This is a genomic window from Brevundimonas sp., assembly GCF_023259385.1.
Taxonomy (GTDB): domain Bacteria; phylum Pseudomonadota; class Alphaproteobacteria; order Caulobacterales; family Caulobacteraceae; genus Brevundimonas.
Map to the genome: position 1 here is coordinate 1 of NZ_JAHFPF010000051.1, position 16,194 is coordinate 16,194.

16 protein-coding genes are annotated in these 16,194 nt (G+C 68.5%); 7 read left to right on the plus strand and 9 right to left on the minus strand.

Features of this window, described 5'->3' with window-relative positions; genetic code table 11:
* From Q0C81_RS05725 to Q0C81_RS05740, 4 genes are all read right to left on the minus strand, one after another.
* On the minus strand, nucleotides 1-1,067 hold a 1,067-nt coding region (locus tag Q0C81_RS05725; protein WP_367117981.1), incomplete at its 3' end, for a calcium-binding protein.
* Between the two features lie 99 nt (nucleotides 1,068-1,166).
* Nucleotides 1,167-1,547 carry a hypothetical protein gene (locus tag Q0C81_RS05730; RefSeq protein ID WP_291834851.1) on the minus strand — a complete coding sequence of 127 codons (381 nt, stop codon included), beginning with the start codon at nucleotides 1,545-1,547 and terminating at the stop codon, nucleotides 1,167-1,169.
* Nucleotides 1,548-1,561: 14 nt separating this feature from the next.
* Nucleotides 1,562-2,647, minus strand: coding sequence for a chorismate synthase (aroC, locus tag Q0C81_RS05735; RefSeq protein WP_291834854.1), 1,086 nt, complete (start codon nucleotides 2,645-2,647; stop codon nucleotides 1,562-1,564).
* A gap of 9 nt (nucleotides 2,648-2,656) precedes the next feature.
* Complete coding sequence (locus Q0C81_RS05740) at nucleotides 2,657-3,382, minus strand: DnaJ C-terminal domain-containing protein (RefSeq protein ID WP_291834856.1); 726 nt, start codon at nucleotides 3,380-3,382, stop codon at nucleotides 2,657-2,659.
* An 86-nt stretch (nucleotides 3,383-3,468) separates the two neighbouring features.
* Between Q0C81_RS05740 and pdxH the strand changes: the two genes are divergently transcribed.
* A complete protein-coding gene (pdxH, locus tag Q0C81_RS05745) occupies nucleotides 3,469-4,143 on the plus strand; it encodes a pyridoxamine 5'-phosphate oxidase (RefSeq protein ID WP_291834858.1) in 675 nt (224 codons plus the stop codon).
* Between the two features lie 3 nt (nucleotides 4,144-4,146).
* On the opposite strand, the gene Q0C81_RS05750 is transcribed toward pdxH, so the two are convergent.
* The gene (locus Q0C81_RS05750) at nucleotides 4,147-4,770 is read right to left on the minus strand and encodes a TetR/AcrR family transcriptional regulator (RefSeq protein ID WP_291834860.1); all 624 of its coding nucleotides are present in this window, start codon (nucleotides 4,768-4,770) and stop codon (nucleotides 4,147-4,149) included.
* A 74-nt stretch (nucleotides 4,771-4,844) separates the two neighbouring features.
* A complete protein-coding gene (gene udk / locus Q0C81_RS05755; protein ID WP_291834862.1) occupies nucleotides 4,845-5,492 on the minus strand; it encodes a uridine kinase in 648 nt (215 codons plus the stop codon).
* Between the two features lie 147 nt (nucleotides 5,493-5,639).
* Between udk and Q0C81_RS05760 the strand changes: the two genes are divergently transcribed.
* The 4 genes from Q0C81_RS05760 (at nucleotide 5,640) to Q0C81_RS05775 (ending at nucleotide 10,349) form a co-directional block, all read left to right on the plus strand.
* Nucleotides 5,640-7,274, plus strand: coding sequence for a long-chain-fatty-acid--CoA ligase (locus Q0C81_RS05760; RefSeq protein ID WP_291834864.1), 1,635 nt, complete (start codon nucleotides 5,640-5,642; stop codon nucleotides 7,272-7,274).
* Between the two features lie 4 nt (nucleotides 7,275-7,278).
* The gene (locus tag Q0C81_RS05765) at nucleotides 7,279-7,968 is read left to right on the plus strand and encodes a hypothetical protein (protein WP_291834865.1); all 690 of its coding nucleotides are present in this window, start codon (nucleotides 7,279-7,281) and stop codon (nucleotides 7,966-7,968) included.
* 114 nt (nucleotides 7,969-8,082) lie between these two features.
* The gene (locus Q0C81_RS05770) at nucleotides 8,083-9,201 is read left to right on the plus strand and encodes a DUF898 family protein (protein WP_291834867.1); all 1,119 of its coding nucleotides are present in this window, start codon (nucleotides 8,083-8,085) and stop codon (nucleotides 9,199-9,201) included.
* A 59-nt stretch (nucleotides 9,202-9,260) separates the two neighbouring features.
* Nucleotides 9,261-10,349, plus strand: coding sequence for a M48 family metallopeptidase (locus Q0C81_RS05775; RefSeq protein WP_291834869.1), 1,089 nt, complete (start codon nucleotides 9,261-9,263; stop codon nucleotides 10,347-10,349).
* Here the strand turns inward: Q0C81_RS05775 and Q0C81_RS05780 are convergent.
* From Q0C81_RS05780 to Q0C81_RS05795, 3 genes are all read right to left on the minus strand, one after another.
* On the minus strand, nucleotides 10,257-11,162 hold the full coding sequence (locus tag Q0C81_RS05780; RefSeq protein WP_291834871.1) for an MBL fold metallo-hydrolase: 906 nt from the start codon (nucleotides 11,160-11,162) through the stop codon (nucleotides 10,257-10,259). The genes Q0C81_RS05775 and Q0C81_RS05780 overlap by 93 nt on opposite strands.
* Before the next feature lie 209 nt (nucleotides 11,163-11,371).
* A complete protein-coding gene (locus tag Q0C81_RS05790; protein WP_291834875.1) occupies nucleotides 11,372-11,785 on the minus strand; it encodes a TIGR01244 family sulfur transferase in 414 nt (137 codons plus the stop codon).
* Between the two features lie 2 nt (nucleotides 11,786-11,787).
* The gene (locus Q0C81_RS05795; RefSeq protein WP_291834877.1) at nucleotides 11,788-12,183 is read right to left on the minus strand and encodes a hypothetical protein; all 396 of its coding nucleotides are present in this window, start codon (nucleotides 12,181-12,183) and stop codon (nucleotides 11,788-11,790) included.
* 420 nt (nucleotides 12,184-12,603) lie between these two features.
* Here Q0C81_RS05795 and Q0C81_RS05800 point away from each other — a divergent pair, with 420 nt between their 5' ends.
* Both Q0C81_RS05800 and Q0C81_RS05805 read left to right on the plus strand, forming a co-directional pair.
* A complete protein-coding gene (locus tag Q0C81_RS05800; protein ID WP_291834879.1) occupies nucleotides 12,604-15,477 on the plus strand; it encodes a TonB-dependent siderophore receptor in 2,874 nt (957 codons plus the stop codon).
* Nucleotides 15,478-15,629: 152 nt separating this feature from the next.
* On the plus strand, nucleotides 15,630-16,194 hold a 565-nt coding region (locus tag Q0C81_RS05805; RefSeq protein WP_291834881.1), incomplete at its 3' end, for a hypothetical protein.

Here is a 16,194-nt window from a genome sequence, read left to right on the forward strand (position 1 = left end):
CTGTTCGCTGCGGCGTTTCCGGTTCCGGTCCCCGAACCGCTCGCGAACGTCAGGTTCTCCACATTGTCCCGGAGTGTGTAGCTGGTGAGGAAGGTCTCGACCGTGTCGTTCCCCTCGCCGTCGAACTCGACGATCGTGTCGCCGGCTTCCGCGACGACATAGACGTCGTCTCCGAGCCCGCCCTGCAGGGTGTTGGCCAGGCCAAAGCCGCCGCTCAGCCGGTCATCGCCGTCCAGGCCGATGAGGTAGTCGGCGCCGCCGCCGCCGGAAATGCGGTTGTCCGCGGCGTTGCCGATGCCGACGAAGCCCTGGCTGTCGCCGGCGAGGCCGACCGTCAGATTCTCCAGATGATCAGCCAGACGCCAGTCGCGCAGGCCCACGATCAGGCTGTCGACGCCTTCTCCGGGCGCCTCGACGAAGCTGTCGCGGAAGTCGGTCAGCACATAGGTGTCGTCGCCCAACCCGCCGACGAGCGTGTCAGCGCCATCGCGGCCCCCATCCAGGATATCGTCGCCATCGCCGCCTGACAGCTGGTCGTCGCCGGCTCCGCCCGTGAGCCTGTCGTCATTTTCCGTCCCGTAGATCGCCAGGTTGTTGACCGCCTGTGTCGTGACCACGGTCAGCGCTTCCAGCCCGCGCCCGTCGATCGTGATCAGGCCGGTCGTCCCCGTGCCGGTCAGGGCGTTGAGGAACACCGTCACATGCGCGACGCCCTGCGGCCCGAAGATCAGGTCCAGGTTCTCGACGTTGACGGAATAGCTGAGCGCGAACCGCGGGTCGCCGACGCCGCCGCTGCCCTGTTCCACTACCGTGGTTCCGTTGACGCCGCCGACATGCACGAAATTGCCCGTGAAGGGGGTCAGCCACTGCAGCCGCATGGTGTCGACGCCGCCGCCTCCGTTGACGGTGTCCAGGCCGTGCCCGACGCCGGAGGTATTGTACCAGTAGATCCAGTCGTTCCCGTCGAGGGCGTTGATGACGTCATTGCCGCCCAGGCCGAAGATGACGTCGTCGGCCGCCGATCCCTCGATCAGTTCAGCCGCGCTGGTTCCGTAATAGGTCGGCATTCTGCTGCTCCAAGCCAGGCGGTGGAGGGTAGGCGCAGCCGGGGCGGTTCCGCCGCTCACGCTTCCGTGAAGCGGGCGGAGGGCCTCCCTGTCGCCGGATCATCCCACCCGCGGCGGGCGCTTCGGATCCGGGCGGTTCAAAGGCGTTCCACGGGCGCATGAAGCGAGGCCGTACATCGCGCCGACCCGCGTCTGGGTCCGGCGCAGAACGACCCGGTCGCCGACCCGGCAGTCCCGCCGGACCGGCGCGGGCAAGGCCACCGTGCCGTCGGCGGTTTCGACCAGCATGACGCGATATGAGCCTTCATCGCGCTCACGCATGCCGAAGGCCTTGGCCACGCCTGGTATCGGCTCAGCCGGTCCGCGGGACTGAAGCGCCCAGAGCATCATGCAGATCAGCAAGGTCGCGATGATCCCTACGAACAGAAGGATGAGGGCGAGCGTAAGGGGGAACTGGTTCAGCGCGAGCCAAAGCCGCAACCGCCTCACGCCGTTCACCCCACCTGTGCCCGGTGCCGCAGCATCGCATCGGCCAGCACGCAGGCGGCCATGGCTTCGACGACCGGGACGCCGCGCAGGGCGACGCAGGGGTCGTGGCGGCCCTTGGTGCGCAGGTCGGTCTCGGTCCCGTCGCGAGTGACGGTCTGGCGCAGGGTCAGGATGGAGGAGGTGGGCTTGAAGGCGACGCGCGCCGTCAGCGGTTGTCCGGTCGAGATGCCGCCCAGGACGCCGCCCGCGCGATTGCTCAGGAAGACCGGTCGGCCGTCCTCGCCCAGACGCATCTGGTCGGCGTTCTCCTCGCCTGACAGTTCGGCGGCTTCAAAGCCCGCGCCGATCTCGACGCCCTTCACGGCGTTGATCGACATCAGGGCGGCGGCCAGTTCGGCGTCCAGCTTGCCGTAGATCGGCGCGCCCCAGCCGGCGGGGACGCCGGTGACCTCCAGCGCGACCACGGCGCCGATGGACGAGCCCGCCTTGCGCACGCCGTCCAGATACGCTTCCCAGGCGGGGACGACCGCGGCGGAGGCGGCGAACAGGGCGTTGTCGTAGACGGCGTCGAAATCGACGGCCTCGGGCGCGATGCGGTGCGGACCCAGCTGGACCACGCCGGCGCGGATCTGGACGCCGTCGCCCAGCACCTTGCGGGCGACGGCCCCGGCGGCGACGCGCATGGCGGTCTCGCGGGCCGAGGACCGGCCGCCGCCGCGATGGTCGCGGACGCCATATTTGGCCTGATAGGCGTAGTCGGCATGGCCGGGGCGGTAGGCGCGGGCGATCTCGCCGTAGTCCTTGGACCGCTGGTCCTCGTTGTCGATCAGGATCGAGAGGGGCGTGCCGGTCGTGACCTGGCCGTCGCCGTCATCGAAGACGCCGGACAGGATGCGGGCCGTATCGCTCTCCTGCCGCTGGGTGACGAAGCGGCTGCCGCCGGGCTTGCGCCGGTTCAGCCACGGCTGGAGATCAGCCTCGGTCAGCGGGATGTTGGGCGGGCAACCGTCGACGACGCAGCCGATCGCCGGCCCGTGGCTCTCGCCCCAGGTGGTCACGCGAAACAGATGGCCGAAGGTGTTGTGCGACATCCGTCTGGCTTAAGCCGCCAGGCGGTCCGGCGTCCAGACACGGGTGAAGCGGATCAGCAGGTCTTCCGCCGCAGAGGGGGCGTCTTCGGACGGGGTCAGGGTCACGAATAGATGCCCCTGCGGCCGCGGTCCGCGCGCCGGGAGGCCCAATCCCCTCAGGCGCAGGCGCAGCGGTTCCTGTCCCGCCACGATCCAGGCTGAGCGCGGCCCGGCGTGGGTGTCGATCTCCAGCCGCCCGCCATCCTCGACCAGGCGCAGCGGAATGGGCCAGCTCATATAGACGTCGTCACCGATGACGCTCAGGCCGTCCGCCCCGCGGATCAGCACCGGCAGATACAGGTCCGCGCCGTCCGCCGCGCCGCCCTTGAGCCGCAGATGCTCGCCCGAACGCATCCCGGCGGGCGCCTGGACGCGCAGGGTTCGGTCGCCCGCGTGGACGGTGATGGGGCCGCCGTTGAGAGCGTCCTGGGGCGTGATGGCGATGATGGTCTGGGCGTGCGCAGGGGCTTCCGGCGCGGCGAGAGCGGCCTGTGGAGGGGCGCTCTGCACCAGCCGCCAGGCGGCGATCACCTTTCGGAAGCGCGCCTCGTCGCCGCCGGTTTGGTCCGGACGGGCGGCCTTCACCGCCGCGCGGAAGGCGGTGGTCAGCGCCGGACCCTCGGCCGGGCCGGTCAGGCCGAGCAGGGCCCAGGCTTCGCTGAGCGAGGAGACCTCGGAGGAGGGACGAGCGCGCATATACGCACCAAGCCACCAACGTGGTGAAGACCGGCTTAACCGTGACGGCTCTCCCGTTCGGACGCGCGAGGGGCTATCTGGAGGTCATGACCGCACCCGTGATCCCGCCCAGCCCGACCCGCGAAGAATATGCGGACCAGTACACCGCCGCGCTCGCCGCCAACGGGGACGAGACCATCTTCCAGCGGAGCGAGCCCGTCGGCCTGTTCGTCGAATGGCTGGAGGACGCCAAGCGGTATGAGCCGAACGACGCCAACGCCATGGCGCTGGCCACCGTCGACGCCTCGGGTGATCCCGACGCGCGGATGGTGCTGCTGAAGGATGTCGATGGGCGGGGCTTCACCTTCTATTCCAACCGCGAGAGCGCCAAGGGCGAGGCGCTGGCGGCGCATCCGGCGGCGGGGCTGCTGTTCCACTGGAAATCGCTGCGGCGGCAGGTGCGGGTGCGGGGGCGTATCGAGCCGGTCAGCGCCGCGGAAGCCGACGCCTATTTCGCCAGCCGGGCGCGCGAGAGCCGCATCGGAGCCTGGGCCTCGGACCAGTCACGGCCGCTGGAGAGCCGCGAGGCGCTGGAGCTGGCCGTGGCCCGCGAGACGGCGCGCTTCGAAGGGCAGGACGTGCCCCGGCCCGAACGCTGGACGGGCTGGCGGGTGATCCCGCGGACGGTGGAGTTCTGGCGCGATCGGCCGTTCCGCCTGCATGACCGCCTGCTGTTCACGCGGGACGGGGAGGGCTGGCGGACGTCCCGCCTGCAGCCCTGACGGTCAGGCGCCGTAGCGCGCCATGAAGGTGTCGATGACGTGGGCGACGATCTGGGCGTTGGTTCGGCTTGCCCGGACCTCGTCGCCCGTGACCAGCGGCACGAAGAAGACGGGGTGTTCGATCATCCCCATCAGCTCGCCCGCCGCCCATGAGGCCTTCTCGATGTCCTTCAGGCCGCCGCGAGCCTGATGGTCCTTCAGGATGCCGATCAGGGTGGCGCCGAACTCGGTGCGGCCCTTTTCGAAGAAGCGCATCGCCGTCGCCCGGAAGCGGGGACGCTCGGCCAGGACCAGGCGGAAGATGGAGCGTACGAAGCCGTCGCCCATGAAACAGGCGTAGGCTTCCACGAAACTGGTCAGCTGCGTGCGGGCGTCGCCGTCGCAGGCGCGGACGCCGGCCATCTGGTAGGCGAACTGGGCCGCGGCGTCGTCGATGACCGCCGAGAACAGCTCCGACTTGCCGGCGAACAGGGCGTAGAGGGTGGCGGTGGAGACCCCGGCCTCGCGCGCGATGGGCTCGATCCGGGTCCCGGCGTAGCCCACGGATATGAAGGCCGCACGCGCATACCTGATGATGGCCTGCCGCTTGGGATCGTGGAACTGGGTGTCGCCGGAAGGAGGTGGCATGTTGGAATTCATCGCTTGGTGAGCGACAAAGTGACGCTTCCGCGGGCGGACGGCAAGGTCCCTGTCAGGGACCGTCAGGCCCGGACGAACGGCGCCAGCAGGGGGTGGGCCAGGACCGGCGCGGCGAGGCGGACCACAACTTGTGAATCTTCAAGGCGAACCGCGGCGGTTGCGTCGGCCACGATGAAGTCGGCGTTGAGCCGCGACGGCTCGGTCAGCCGTTCATGGCCTGGACGGACGGTGCCGAGATACTGGGCGATGACCGACTCGGCTGTCCGTCCGCGCTCGGCCTGATCGCGCAGCAGGCGGCGGATGAAGCGGATGTCTGCGGGGGTGTCGACGAACACCCGGATGTCGAACAGGTCGACCAGTCCCGGCGTGCACAGCACATGGGTGCCTTCCACGATCACGACCTCGGCGGCCGGCACCGGCTCGCCGCCCGGCTCGCGGCCGTGGTGGATGAAGGAATAGATTGGGGCGGTGATCGCGCGTCCGGCCTTCAGCTCGGACAGGTCGCGGATCATCAGCGCGTGGTCGCGGGCGGCGACGTCGTCGAAGTCGAAGGTGTTCGGGTCGAAGTCCGGAAGGCCGGCGGCGTCCCGGTAGTAGGAATCCTCGCGCAGCAGCACCGCCGCGCCGTCGGGCAGGGCGGCGAGCAGGGCTTCCGCCAGCGTGCTCTTGCCCGAGCCGGAGCCGCCGGTGATCGCGATAAGGATGGCCATGGCGGCCTTCTAGGGCGGGGAAACGGCGGCGGCTAGCCCGGGGGTTCGACGCCGTCGTTGACCCTGCGTCACGTTGCTTATCCCCGGACGCGCCGATAGCGTGGCTTCAAGCGTCCCGGATAGCGGATGCAGAGTGTGAGGGATCGTATGCTTGGTTTGATGCAGGACTGGCCGCTGACGGTCGACAAGATCATTGATCACGCCAACAATTGGCACGGTCATCGGGAGGTCGTGACCCGCTCGGTCGAGGGTCCGATCGTCCGCACCACCTATGCCGAGATCCATGCCCGCGCCCGCCGCGTGACCCGCGTGCTGCAGGACTGGGACGTGAAGGTCGGCGACCGCATCGCCACCCTGGCCTGGAACACCGGCCGCCACATGGAGGTCTGGTACGGCATCATGGGCATGGGGGCGGTGTGCCACACCCTGAACCCGCGCCTGTTCCCCGAACAGCTCGCCTACATCATCAACCACGCCGAGGATAAGATCATCTTCGTCGATCTGACCTTCATCCCCCTGCTGGAGGCCGTGCTGCCGCACTGCCCGAGCGTGGAGCGGGTGGTGGTGCTGACCGACGAGATGACCATGCCGGCGACGAAGCTGCCGGGCGCGGAATGCTACGAAGCCCTGCTGTCGGGCGCGTCCGAGAACGTCGTCTGGGGCGACTTCGAGGAAAACACCGCCTGCGGCCTTTGCTACACCTCGGGCACCACCGGCAATCCGAAGGGCGTGCTGTACTCGCATCGCTCGAACTTCATCCACACGCTGCTGGGCATGCAATCGACCGTGCTGGGGGCGTCGCCGAGCGAGGTCATCCTGCCGGTGGTGCCGATGTTCCACGCCAACGCCTGGGGCATCGCCTTCGCCGGTCCGGCGGGCGGCACCAAGCTGGTCATGCCGGGTGCGCGCATGGACGGCGCGGCCATCTATGAGCTGATCGAGAGCGAGGGCGTGACCTTCTCGGCCGCCGTGCCGACGGTGTGGCAGGGGCTGCTGACCCACCTGCGCGAGAACAATCTGAAGATCCCGACGGTCAAGAAGGTGCTGATCGGGGGCTCGGCCGTGCCGGAAAGCCTGATCCGCGCCTTCCACGACGAGTTCAACATCGAGGTGCTGCAGGGCTGGGGCATGACCGAGACCTCGCCCATCGGCACCCTGTCCAACATGACGCCCGAACTGGCCGCCCTGCCGTACGACGAGCAGATGAAGTGGCGGGTCAAACAGGGCCAGCCGCCGCTGGGCGTCGAACTGAAGCTGAAGAACTACGCCGGTCAGGAAATGCCCCACGACGGGCACACCTACGGCCGGCTGATGATCAAGGGGCCGACCATCGCCGGCGCCTACTTCAAGGGCGAGGGCGGCGAGATCCTCGACAACGAGGGCTATTTCGACACCGGCGACGTCTCGACCATCGACGAGCAGGGCTTCATGCAGATCACCGACCGCGCCAAGGACGTGATCAAGTCCGGCGGCGAATGGATCAGCTCGATCGAGATCGAGAACATCGCCATGGGGCATCCCAAGGTCGAGCTGGCCGCCGTCATCGGCGCGGCTCACCCCAAGTGGGACGAGCGTCCGGTGCTGGTGATCAAGCTGCGGCCCGGCGAGTCCGAGGACAAGCAGGAACACCTCGACTTCCTGCAGGGCAAGATCGCCAAATGGTGGATGCCGGACGACGTGGTCTTTGTGGACGACATCCCGCTGGGCGCCACCGGCAAGATCGACAAGAAGGTCGTGCGCGAGCGGCTGAAGGACTATCGTCTCCCGACCACTGGAGGCTGAGGTCATGGCGCGGGCCGCGATCAAGGGCAGGGGGGCGGTCAACGCCCTGACGGGCCTCGCGGCCGCGACGCCGCTGCTGGTTTTGCTGGCCGCCATTGGCGTACGCGTCGGCTTGCTGCCGATGGGGATCGGCTATGACCTGCTGACCCTGAAGCTGGCGTGGATCCTCTCGTTCGTCGGCGCCGCCGCGGGCGTGCTGGCTGTGATCCTGGCGCTGCGGAACCTCCGCGCCCTGGGCCTTGTCGCGCTGGCGGGGCTGATCATGGGCGTGGGCGCGCTGGGCGTCTTCGTCTGGCAGAAGGGGCGGCTGGCCGCCGGGCCGGTCGAGAACGTCAGCACCAACCTGACCGACATCCCCGGGTTCGGCGACCGGCGCGCGGACCGGCCCGCGGGTCTTGGTCCCGCGGTGGGCGTCGAGGCCTGTCCCGGCGCGGTTCCGGTCATGAGCCAGGTCGCCCCGCAGAACGCCGCCTGGGCCCTGCAGGAGGTCGGTTTCAACCTCGGTCGGGTCGGTGTCGCCCGGGCCGACGGCAGCCGCCGCACGACCTGGTTCGGGGCCGGCTTCGACGCCGTGATCCGCATCCGCCCCGGCCGCACCGACATCCGCGTCGCCGCCCGCGACGGCCGTCCGCGCGGCGGCGAAGCCTGCCGGCTGGTGACCGAGATCAGCGCGGCCCTGCGCGGCATCGACTGATCGGTTCCGCCGTGGCGAGGGCGCCACGTTCGCGGCCGAGCTCGCCCGGACCCGGTTGCCACCGCGACTGTCGCTCGGTACGCCGGATGCGGGAAGAGTTTGGGGGACAACGACTTGACCGACATCATCGCCGAAGGCGCGCCCGAAGAAGGGACGCCCGAGACCCTGACCTTCACCACGACGCTTGAGCCCGGCCGGTTCCTGGGCCTGAGCCTGAAGAACGGTCTGCTGAACCTGATCACCCTGACCCTCTACCGCTTCTGGGGGAAGACCGAGGTCCGTCAGCGGGTCTGGAAGGGCGTCCGGCTGAACGATGAGGCGTTCGAGTACACCGGTCGCGGCGTCGAGCTGTTCATCGGCTTCATCCTGGCGCTGGTCGTGCTGGGCCTGCCGTTCCTCGCGATCGTCTTCGCGGTGCAGTTCCTCGGCCAATGGGTGGTCTTCGCCGCCTACATTCCGATGTACGTCTTCTTCGGTTGGCTCTGGGGCTTCGGGACCTATACGGCGTTCCGCTACATGGCGAGCCGGACGACCTGGCGCGGGGTGCGCTTCCAGCTGAAGGGCTCGGCCGCCAACTACGGTCTCTATTTCATCTTCGCCGGCTTCCTGAGCGGCATCACCATGGGCTGGTTCTGGCCCACGGCCGAACGCGCGCTCGCCGAAAAGATCTGGGACGAGGTCCGCTTCGGCGACCGCCGCCTGCGCTTCCGCATGGGACGCGCCCAGAACGAGGGCGTCTACGGTCCCTTCGCCATCGGCTGGGTCGGAAGCCTGGTCGGCTATTTCGTGCTGATCTTCGTCTTCATGGCGGTCGCGATGACGTCCGGCATGTTCGAACAGACCGGCAGCGGCGCTCCGCCGGAAACCGGCGTCGCCTTTGTTCTAATGACCTATGCCGCGATGTTGCTCCTGGCGCCGTTCGCCCTGTTGCTCTGGTCGCCCTATCACGCCGCCATGATGCGCTCAGTCGCGGCGGGGGTGTCGGTGGACGGCGCGACGTTCCGGCTGAACGTCAAGGCGCTGCCCCTGTGGTGGCTGACGGTCACCAACCTGTTCATGCTGCTGATCACGCTCGGGTTCCTGATGCCGTGGGTGCAGGCGCGGACGGCGCGCTTCCTGGTCTCGCGACTGACCTCGGAAGGCACGGCGCGGCTTGATCTGGTGCAGCAGACCGGTCGCGGTCCGGGCAGTGGCGAAGGTCTGGCCGACGCCTTTGGCTTCTCGGCCATCTGACCTTGAGCGCGCGCTTCTACGACGGGAAGACGGCGAGATCCCATCCGGCGGACGTCAGGATGGACGGCGACGTCCTGCACATCCAGGTCGGCGACGAAGCCTTCATCTGGCGCCTGCCGGACCTGTCGGTCGAGGTCGAGGCCGATCAGGCCCGGGTCTCGAACCGACGGGATCCGGACGCGCGCCTGGTTCTGCCGGTCGGCGAATGGGCGCCGCTGGCCGGGGACCGCCTGACCGAGAAGGTCCGGTCGCGCCGCCAAAGGGAGTGGTGGCTGGTCGGTGGACTGACCGCGGCGGCGGCGGGCGTGGTCCTGTTCGTCACCGTGGGCGTGCCCGCCCTGTCCGGCCCCGTCGCTCGCGCCACGCCGATCTCCATGGAAGAGCGCATGGGCGACAGCATCAACGGCCAGCTGTCCCAGCTCTTTCCGACCTGCAAGGAGGCGGCCGGCCAGCGCGTGCTGGCGCAGCTGGGCGATCGCATCGCCGCCGAGGCGGACACGCCGTTCGATATCCGGGTGCGTGCGGTGGACGCCCCGATGGTCAACGCCCTGGCCATGCCGGGCGGGCGGATCCTGATCACCGATGATCTGATCCGCCAGGCGGAAACGCCGGACGAGCTCTCGGCCGTCATCGCGCACGAAGTCTCGCACGTGGAAAAGCGCCACGTGATGCAGGCCGTCTGGCGCAATTTCGGCATCGGCATGCTGCTGGACCTGGTGGTCGGCGGCGGCTCGGGCGCGGGCCAGCAGGCCGTCATCCTGGCCGGGCAGGCCTCGGAGTTGAGCTACAGCCGTTCCGCCGAGGCCGAGGCCGACGCCCGCGGGCAGGCCCTGCTTCACGCCGACGGCCTGTCGTCGGAGGGCATGGCGCCTTTCTTCGAGCGGCTGGCGGGCAAGGGCGGGTCCAGCGAACTGGATCAGGCCGCCGAGTTCATGGCCACCCATCCCGATTCCATACGGCGCGCCCGCGCCGCGCGCGCCGCAGCCCGGCCGGGTCGGAGCGCCCTCAGCCCCGAGGAGTGGCGGCTGGTGAAGGCGACCTGCGCGGTCGAGGAGTCAGAGAATCCGGTAGACCGCCTGAAGCGACGGCTGAGGCTGGGCGACGACGCGCCCGTCGCGGACCAGCGCATTGAGGTGCGCCCACACTGACAGGGAGGCCGCCGGCCAGAGCCGGCTGTCCACGGCGGCGTAGAGGACCGGCACCATCTCCGCGATAGTCCGGTCGCCCGCCCGCAGCCGCGCCAGGACCTGCGCCTCGCGCTCCAGCCGGTGGGCGCGATAGGCGGCCAGGAAGGGAGCGGGCTCCGTCACCGGCGCGCCGTGCGTCGGCCACAGGGTGTCGAAATTCCGTGCGATCACGGCGTCCAGGCTGGCCATATAGTCGGTCATGTCCCCGTCGGGCGGGGCGACCACGGTGGTTGACCAGCCCATGACGTGATCGCCGCTGAACAGGGCGTTCTCCTCTGTCAGGACGAAGGCCATGTGGTTGGAGGCGTGCCCCGGCGTGGCCAGGGCCTCCAGCATCCAGCCGTCGCCCGTGATCCGCTCGCCGCCTGTCAGGATCACATCCGGGACGAAGGTCTCGTCGTCGTCCTCGTCCAGGGCCGACGAGGCGTGGGTCGTGCGCAGCGGCGGGCGGGCGGCTAGCACCGGCGCGCCGCCGACGGCCTCGGCGAACGGGCGGGCGAGGGGGGCGTGGTCCCGGTGGGTGTGGGTGACGAGCACATGGCTGACCGTCTGGCCCTCGACCGCAGCCAGCAGGGCCTTGAGGTGGGCGTCGTCCAGCGGACCCGGGTCGATCACCGCCACGCCTGCGCCGGGTTGGTCCCGCCCGACGATGTAGGTCCCTGTGCCGGTGAAGGTGAACGGCCCGGGGTTGTTCGCCACGACCCTTCGGATCAACGGCGAGACCCGGTCGCTGCGGCCGTACTCGAAGGAAAACTCCCGAACGAAGGGGATCAAGCGGCTCTCCCGGCGTGGCCCAGGGCTTGCGTTAGGATTTCGTAAACCTTCCGCGGAGTCCCCGATATGGCCCTTTCCATAGCTTTGGCTGTCTCAAATCGGCTTCTGCCCATCGCCGGGGCCTTCCTGTGTCTCATGGCGGCGCAGTTGGCGGTCGCCTCGTGCACGCCTGAACCGGCGCCCTATGCGTCGCGCATCGCCGTCGTCCGCTAAAGCGGCAGGCGGCTGAGATCGTATCCGGCGGCCGCGGCGGCGTCGCGCAGATCGTCGGGATCAGCGCCCTCCTGGCGTTGGGCGATAGCCCAGGCGACAGTGGAGCGCATGCCGGAGCGGCAGAACATCAGGGTGCGCACGCCGCGGTCCGAATCAGATTTCAGACGGTCGGCCACGGCCGCGGCGGTTTGCTCATCCGGCATGCCGCGCATCGGCGCGTGGAGATAGCTGAGCCCCGCCGCGAGGGCGGCCGCTTCGATCTCGGCCGATGAGGGCTGGCCGGCTTCCTCGTCATCCGGACGGTTGTTGATGATCGAGGCGAAGCCCTGCGCCGCCAGCGCGGCGACGTCTTCCGTGTGCAGCTGTGACGCTGCGCTGACGCGAGGCGACAGGGGCTTGGGGTCGGCCATGATCACTGTCTCCGGACGCGGACGACGCCGCTGTGACCGACGACCAGCAGATAGCTGCCCATGGCCCCGCGCCGGACCCGGACCGGCTCGCCGGCGCGGTTGTCGAAGCGGACGCGGTCCGTGTCGACCTGACGCCAGGTCGCGCCGTCGGCCAGTACGAAGGTCCAGCGTCCGTCGCCGGACTGGGTGGCGCGGGTCAGGGTGGTCTCGATCGAATCGATACGATCCTCCTGCCTTGGAGGCTGCAGGATGTCGGCGGGGGCTTCGGTCGTGCCGAAGGCCTGACGTCGCGCCGCCGTCGCCTGGGTGCGGTCCACCACCAGAATCTCCCCGCTGCGCAGGGCGGTTTCCAGCTCCAGCGCGGTCCGGTCAAAACAGCTGAGTCGTTCGCTGGCCACGGTAATCGCCCGGCAGCCGGCCAGGTTGGCGATCGCCGGCGACCCGGCGGGCGCCGCCTCTTGAGCATTCGCGGGGCTCGCTATTGCGAAGCTTAGGACGACCAGCGCGGCGCTCGAGACTCTGACGACCATAGATCCCTCCATAGTGGACGATGTGGCGTCGTTCTTGTCGCAGGCCGCGTGCATTTGGACCAGCCATAGTTGCTTTAACAGACCAGCCATTGTTGCTGTGTCAGATCGTGTCGAGAATGCGACACCCCGCTGACGTCGGCATTACAGTGGTGTAATTTTCTAGCGCGTCAGGCGAGTCGGTGCCTAACTCGGCAGGATTGGGGCGGCATTCGCGTGCCGCAGGGTCAATATTTACGCAGCCACGACACCTTCACCAAGCAGGTGGTGGCGTCTCAAGGGGAGACTAACTTGAAATTCCAACACAACCGCCGCCGCCTTCTGGCGACGACGATCATCGCTGGGGCGTCGGCCTTCGCCTTTGCTGCGCCGGCCATGGCGCAGGATCCGGGCCCGAGCACTATCGATGACGTCGTGGTCACCGGCTCGCGCATCGTTCGTCAGGACTATGTAGCCAACAGCCCCATCTCGACCGTCAGCGCCGAGCAGATCCAGGCTCGCGGCGACGTCAACGTCGAGCAGATCCTGAACCAGCTGCCGCAGGTCGTGCCCGGCCTGTCCGCCAACTCCAACAACCCGTCCAACGGTTCGGCCACGGTCGACCTGCGCGGCCTCGGCTCGAGCCGGACGCTGGTGCTGGTCAACGGCCACCGCTTCGTCCCCTATGACAAGAGCAACGCGGTCGACCTGAACAGCATTCCCGCTGCTCTGATCGAACGCGTGGAAGTGGTCACCGGCGGCGCCTCGGCCACCTACGGCTCCGACGCCCTGGCCGGCGTCGTGAACTTCATCTTCAAGCGGAACTTCGAAGGCTTCGCCTTCAACACCCAGTACGGCATCTCGGGCTACGGCGACGGCGAGCAGTTCGACGCCTCGATGACCTTCGGCGCCAACGTCGCTGACGGCCGCGGCAACGTGACCGGCTTCGTCGGCTATGCCGACCGTGACGGCTTCCTGCCGAACGAAGATCGTCCCTGGGCGCAACGCAGCAACGCCACGGGTTCCGGCACCGGCATCTACGGCGGCCTGAACAACCTGGGCACCAACCCCTACACGGCCGCCGGCTGTCCGACGGCCAATCCCTGCCGTCGTTCGTTCCGCACGCCGGGCGTGCCTGGGCCGTTCAACAACAGCGACCCCGCCGTCAACCCGACGACCAGCGACCGTTACGACTTCGCTCCGGTCAACCTGCTGCAGTCGCCGTCGGAGCGCTTCAACATCGCGCTGATGGGCCACTACGACGTCGTCGATAACGTCGAGGCGTTCGCGGAAGTCTTCTACACCGACACCCGCAACAACTCGCAGCTGGCCCCGACGCCGGCGACCGGCATCAACATCCCGGTCAGCAACTTCTTCGTGCAGAACAACCCGGCGCTGCTGGCCTACGCCAACTCGCGTCCGAACCCGGCCCTGCCGCTGAACTTCGACCGCCGGATGGCCGAAGTCGGCGCCCGCGTCCAGCTGAACAACACCGACGTCTATCAGATCAACACCGGTATCCGGGCCGATCTGAGCGACAACTGGCAGCTGGAAGCCATGTACAGCTACGGCCGCACCGAGCTGACCACCTCCATCCAGAACGACGTCTCGCGCTCGCGCCTGAACGCCGCCCTGGCCGGCGGCGGCACGGCGACCACCTGCGCCCCCGCTGTCCAACTGCTGTTCCCGACCTGCGTGCCGATCAACCTGTTCGGCGCCGGTACGATCACGCCGCAAGCCGCGAACTTCGTGCGCCTGAACTTCACGGACCGCAGCGTGTTCGAGCGGAACAACGTGCAGGTCAACCTGACCGGAACGCTGCTTGAACTGCCGGCCGGCCCCCTGGGCTTCGCCGCCGGTGTCGAGTACCGCGAAGACAGCCTGGGCTTCACCCCGGATGACGCCAAGAACGCCGGCGACATCTACGGCTTCAACGCCGAACGGGCCGTCCAAGGCAGCTCGTCCTCGAAGGAAGTCTATTTCGAAGCCGCCATTCCGCTGCTTCGTGACGCTCCCTTCGCCCAGTCGCTGGAACTGGAACTGGGCGCCCGCTACTCGGACTACAGCACCGTCGGCGGCGTTTGGTCCTACAAGTTCGGCGGTTCGTGGGAGCCGGTCGACAGCCTGCGCCTGCGCGCCCTCTATCAGCGCGCCAGCCGGGCTCCGAACGTGTTCGAACTGTTCCAGGCCAACGACCAGGGCTTCCCGGCCGTTCTGGACCCCTGCACCACCGTCAACCCGAGCACGGGCGCCGCGCGTACGCTCAGCACGGGCGTTCGGAACTTCTGCACGGCTCAACTGGGCTTCGATCCGGTCGCCGGCAACTTCGTCGCTCTGAACACCCAGACGGAGTCGTTCTTCTACGGCAACCCCGGTCTGTCGGAAGAGAAGTCGGACACCGTGACGATCGGCGCCGTTTGGCAACCGACCTTCGCTGAAGGTCTGTCGATGTCGCTGGACTACTACCAGATCAAGGTCGAGGACTACATCGGCACGATCAGCGGTGGCGTGTCCGGCATCGTCGGCGCCTGCTTCGCGGCGGGTGCGGCGGCTTCGGCTTCCGCTCCGGCGCCGGTCTCCGGTATCGCCGAGTGCAACAACGCGGGCATCGGCCTGCCGCTCATCTATCGTGACGCGGCCGGCAACCTGAAGGCGCGCGCGCCCCTGGGCAACGTGTCGTCGCTGGAAACCAGCGGCATCGACTTCTCGACGCGTTACGGCTGGAATGTGCCGTGGGCTGGCGGCGTGTGGGGCGACAAGCTCGACATCGCCTTCAACCTGACCTGGCTGAACAGCTACGAGCTGGACGGCATCGAGTACAAGGGAACGGCCGGCGCCTACAACATCAGCGCCACCCTGCCCGAGTACAAGGCCAACATCGCTCTGGGCTACGACATCGGCCCGGTCCGCCTGGCCTATTCGGGGACGTACATCGACGCTCTGGACAACCAGGGCAACATCCCTGACTTCGCCGATGGTGGTTACTCGGGCATCGACGCCTACTGGTACCACGACATCAGCGGCACCTGGCAGGCCACGGACAACATCGAAATGTTCGCCGGCGTCCGGAACCTGCTGGATGAAGATCCGCCCGTCTTCGACAACGCGAACGACGGCAACACCGATCCGAACACGTATGACGTGAACGGCCGGTACTTCTTCTTCGGCGCTCGTCTGAAGTACTAGACCCTACGGAACGTGCGTAAGATTGGGCGGCGGGGCTTCGGCTCCGCCGCCTTTTTCTTTGCGCGGCGCTTGCCGTAGAAAAACCATCGGGGCGCTTCAGGCGTTGCCGTAACATCCCGGCCCACGCGGTCGCCATCCAGATGCCTGACTCCATGATCGCCAGCGTTTTCGCCGCCCTGTTCCTGATCCAGACCCCGCCCGCGCCTCAGGATGGCCCTGTGGTTACGGCCCCGCGTCCCGTCGAGGCCAATGACGGGCCCATCGTCACCGCCGCGCCGGCGGCGGGCGAGACGATCGATTCCCTGCGGTTCCGGGAGGCCGTGGCTTACGGCAACGACCTGCCGCGCGGGGCGCCGCAGTCGGACTATCCACTGGTGGCCTGGTGCGAGGCCCTGGTGAACGGGCACGTGGCCCTGGGCGAAACGCTGAGCGACCGCGATCCGCTGGATCAGGACATCATCCGTCTGGGCAAGCTGGAAGCGTCCGACTTCCGTTCGGCGCTGCAGGCCGCCGAGCCGCGCCAGACGGCCGCCACGCGCGCCGCGGCCCGCGCCGCCGCCGCCGAGGCCGCGGCCAAATGGACGCCGCTGATGGACCAGAACGAGGCGGCGCGCAGCCAGGCCTTCGGCCTGTTCTTCGGCCTGCCGGGCCGCTGTGAACACGCCGCCCGCCGCATCCGGGAGAATATCACCACCCCGCCGGCCACGCCGCGCGACG

What these genes read in the sequence shown, in the direction of transcription:
- aroC (WP_291834854.1), bottom strand. Translation starts at nt 2,647, where the DNA reads ATGTCGCACAACACCTTCGGCCATCTGTTTCGCGTGACCACCTGGGGC.
- Q0C81_RS05740 (WP_291834856.1), bottom strand. Translation starts at nt 3,382, where the DNA reads ATGCGCGCTCGTCCCTCCTCCGAGGTCTCCTCGCTCAGCGAAGCCTGG.
- pdxH (WP_291834858.1), top strand. Translation starts at nt 3,469, where the DNA reads ATGACCGCACCCGTGATCCCGCCCAGCCCGACCCGCGAAGAATATGCG.
- Q0C81_RS05750 (WP_291834860.1), bottom strand. Translation starts at nt 4,770, where the DNA reads ATGCCACCTCCTTCCGGCGACACCCAGTTCCACGATCCCAAGCGGCAG.
- udk (WP_291834862.1), bottom strand. Translation starts at nt 5,492, where the DNA reads ATGGCCATCCTTATCGCGATCACCGGCGGCTCCGGCTCGGGCAAGAGC.
- Q0C81_RS05760 (WP_291834864.1), top strand. Translation starts at nt 5,640, where the DNA reads ATGCTTGGTTTGATGCAGGACTGGCCGCTGACGGTCGACAAGATCATT.
- Q0C81_RS05765 (WP_291834865.1), top strand. Translation starts at nt 7,279, where the DNA reads ATGGCGCGGGCCGCGATCAAGGGCAGGGGGGCGGTCAACGCCCTGACG.
- Q0C81_RS05775 (WP_291834869.1), top strand. Translation starts at nt 9,261, where the DNA reads ATGGACGGCGACGTCCTGCACATCCAGGTCGGCGACGAAGCCTTCATC.
- Q0C81_RS05790 (WP_291834875.1), bottom strand. Translation starts at nt 11,785, where the DNA reads ATGGCCGACCCCAAGCCCCTGTCGCCTCGCGTCAGCGCAGCGTCACAG.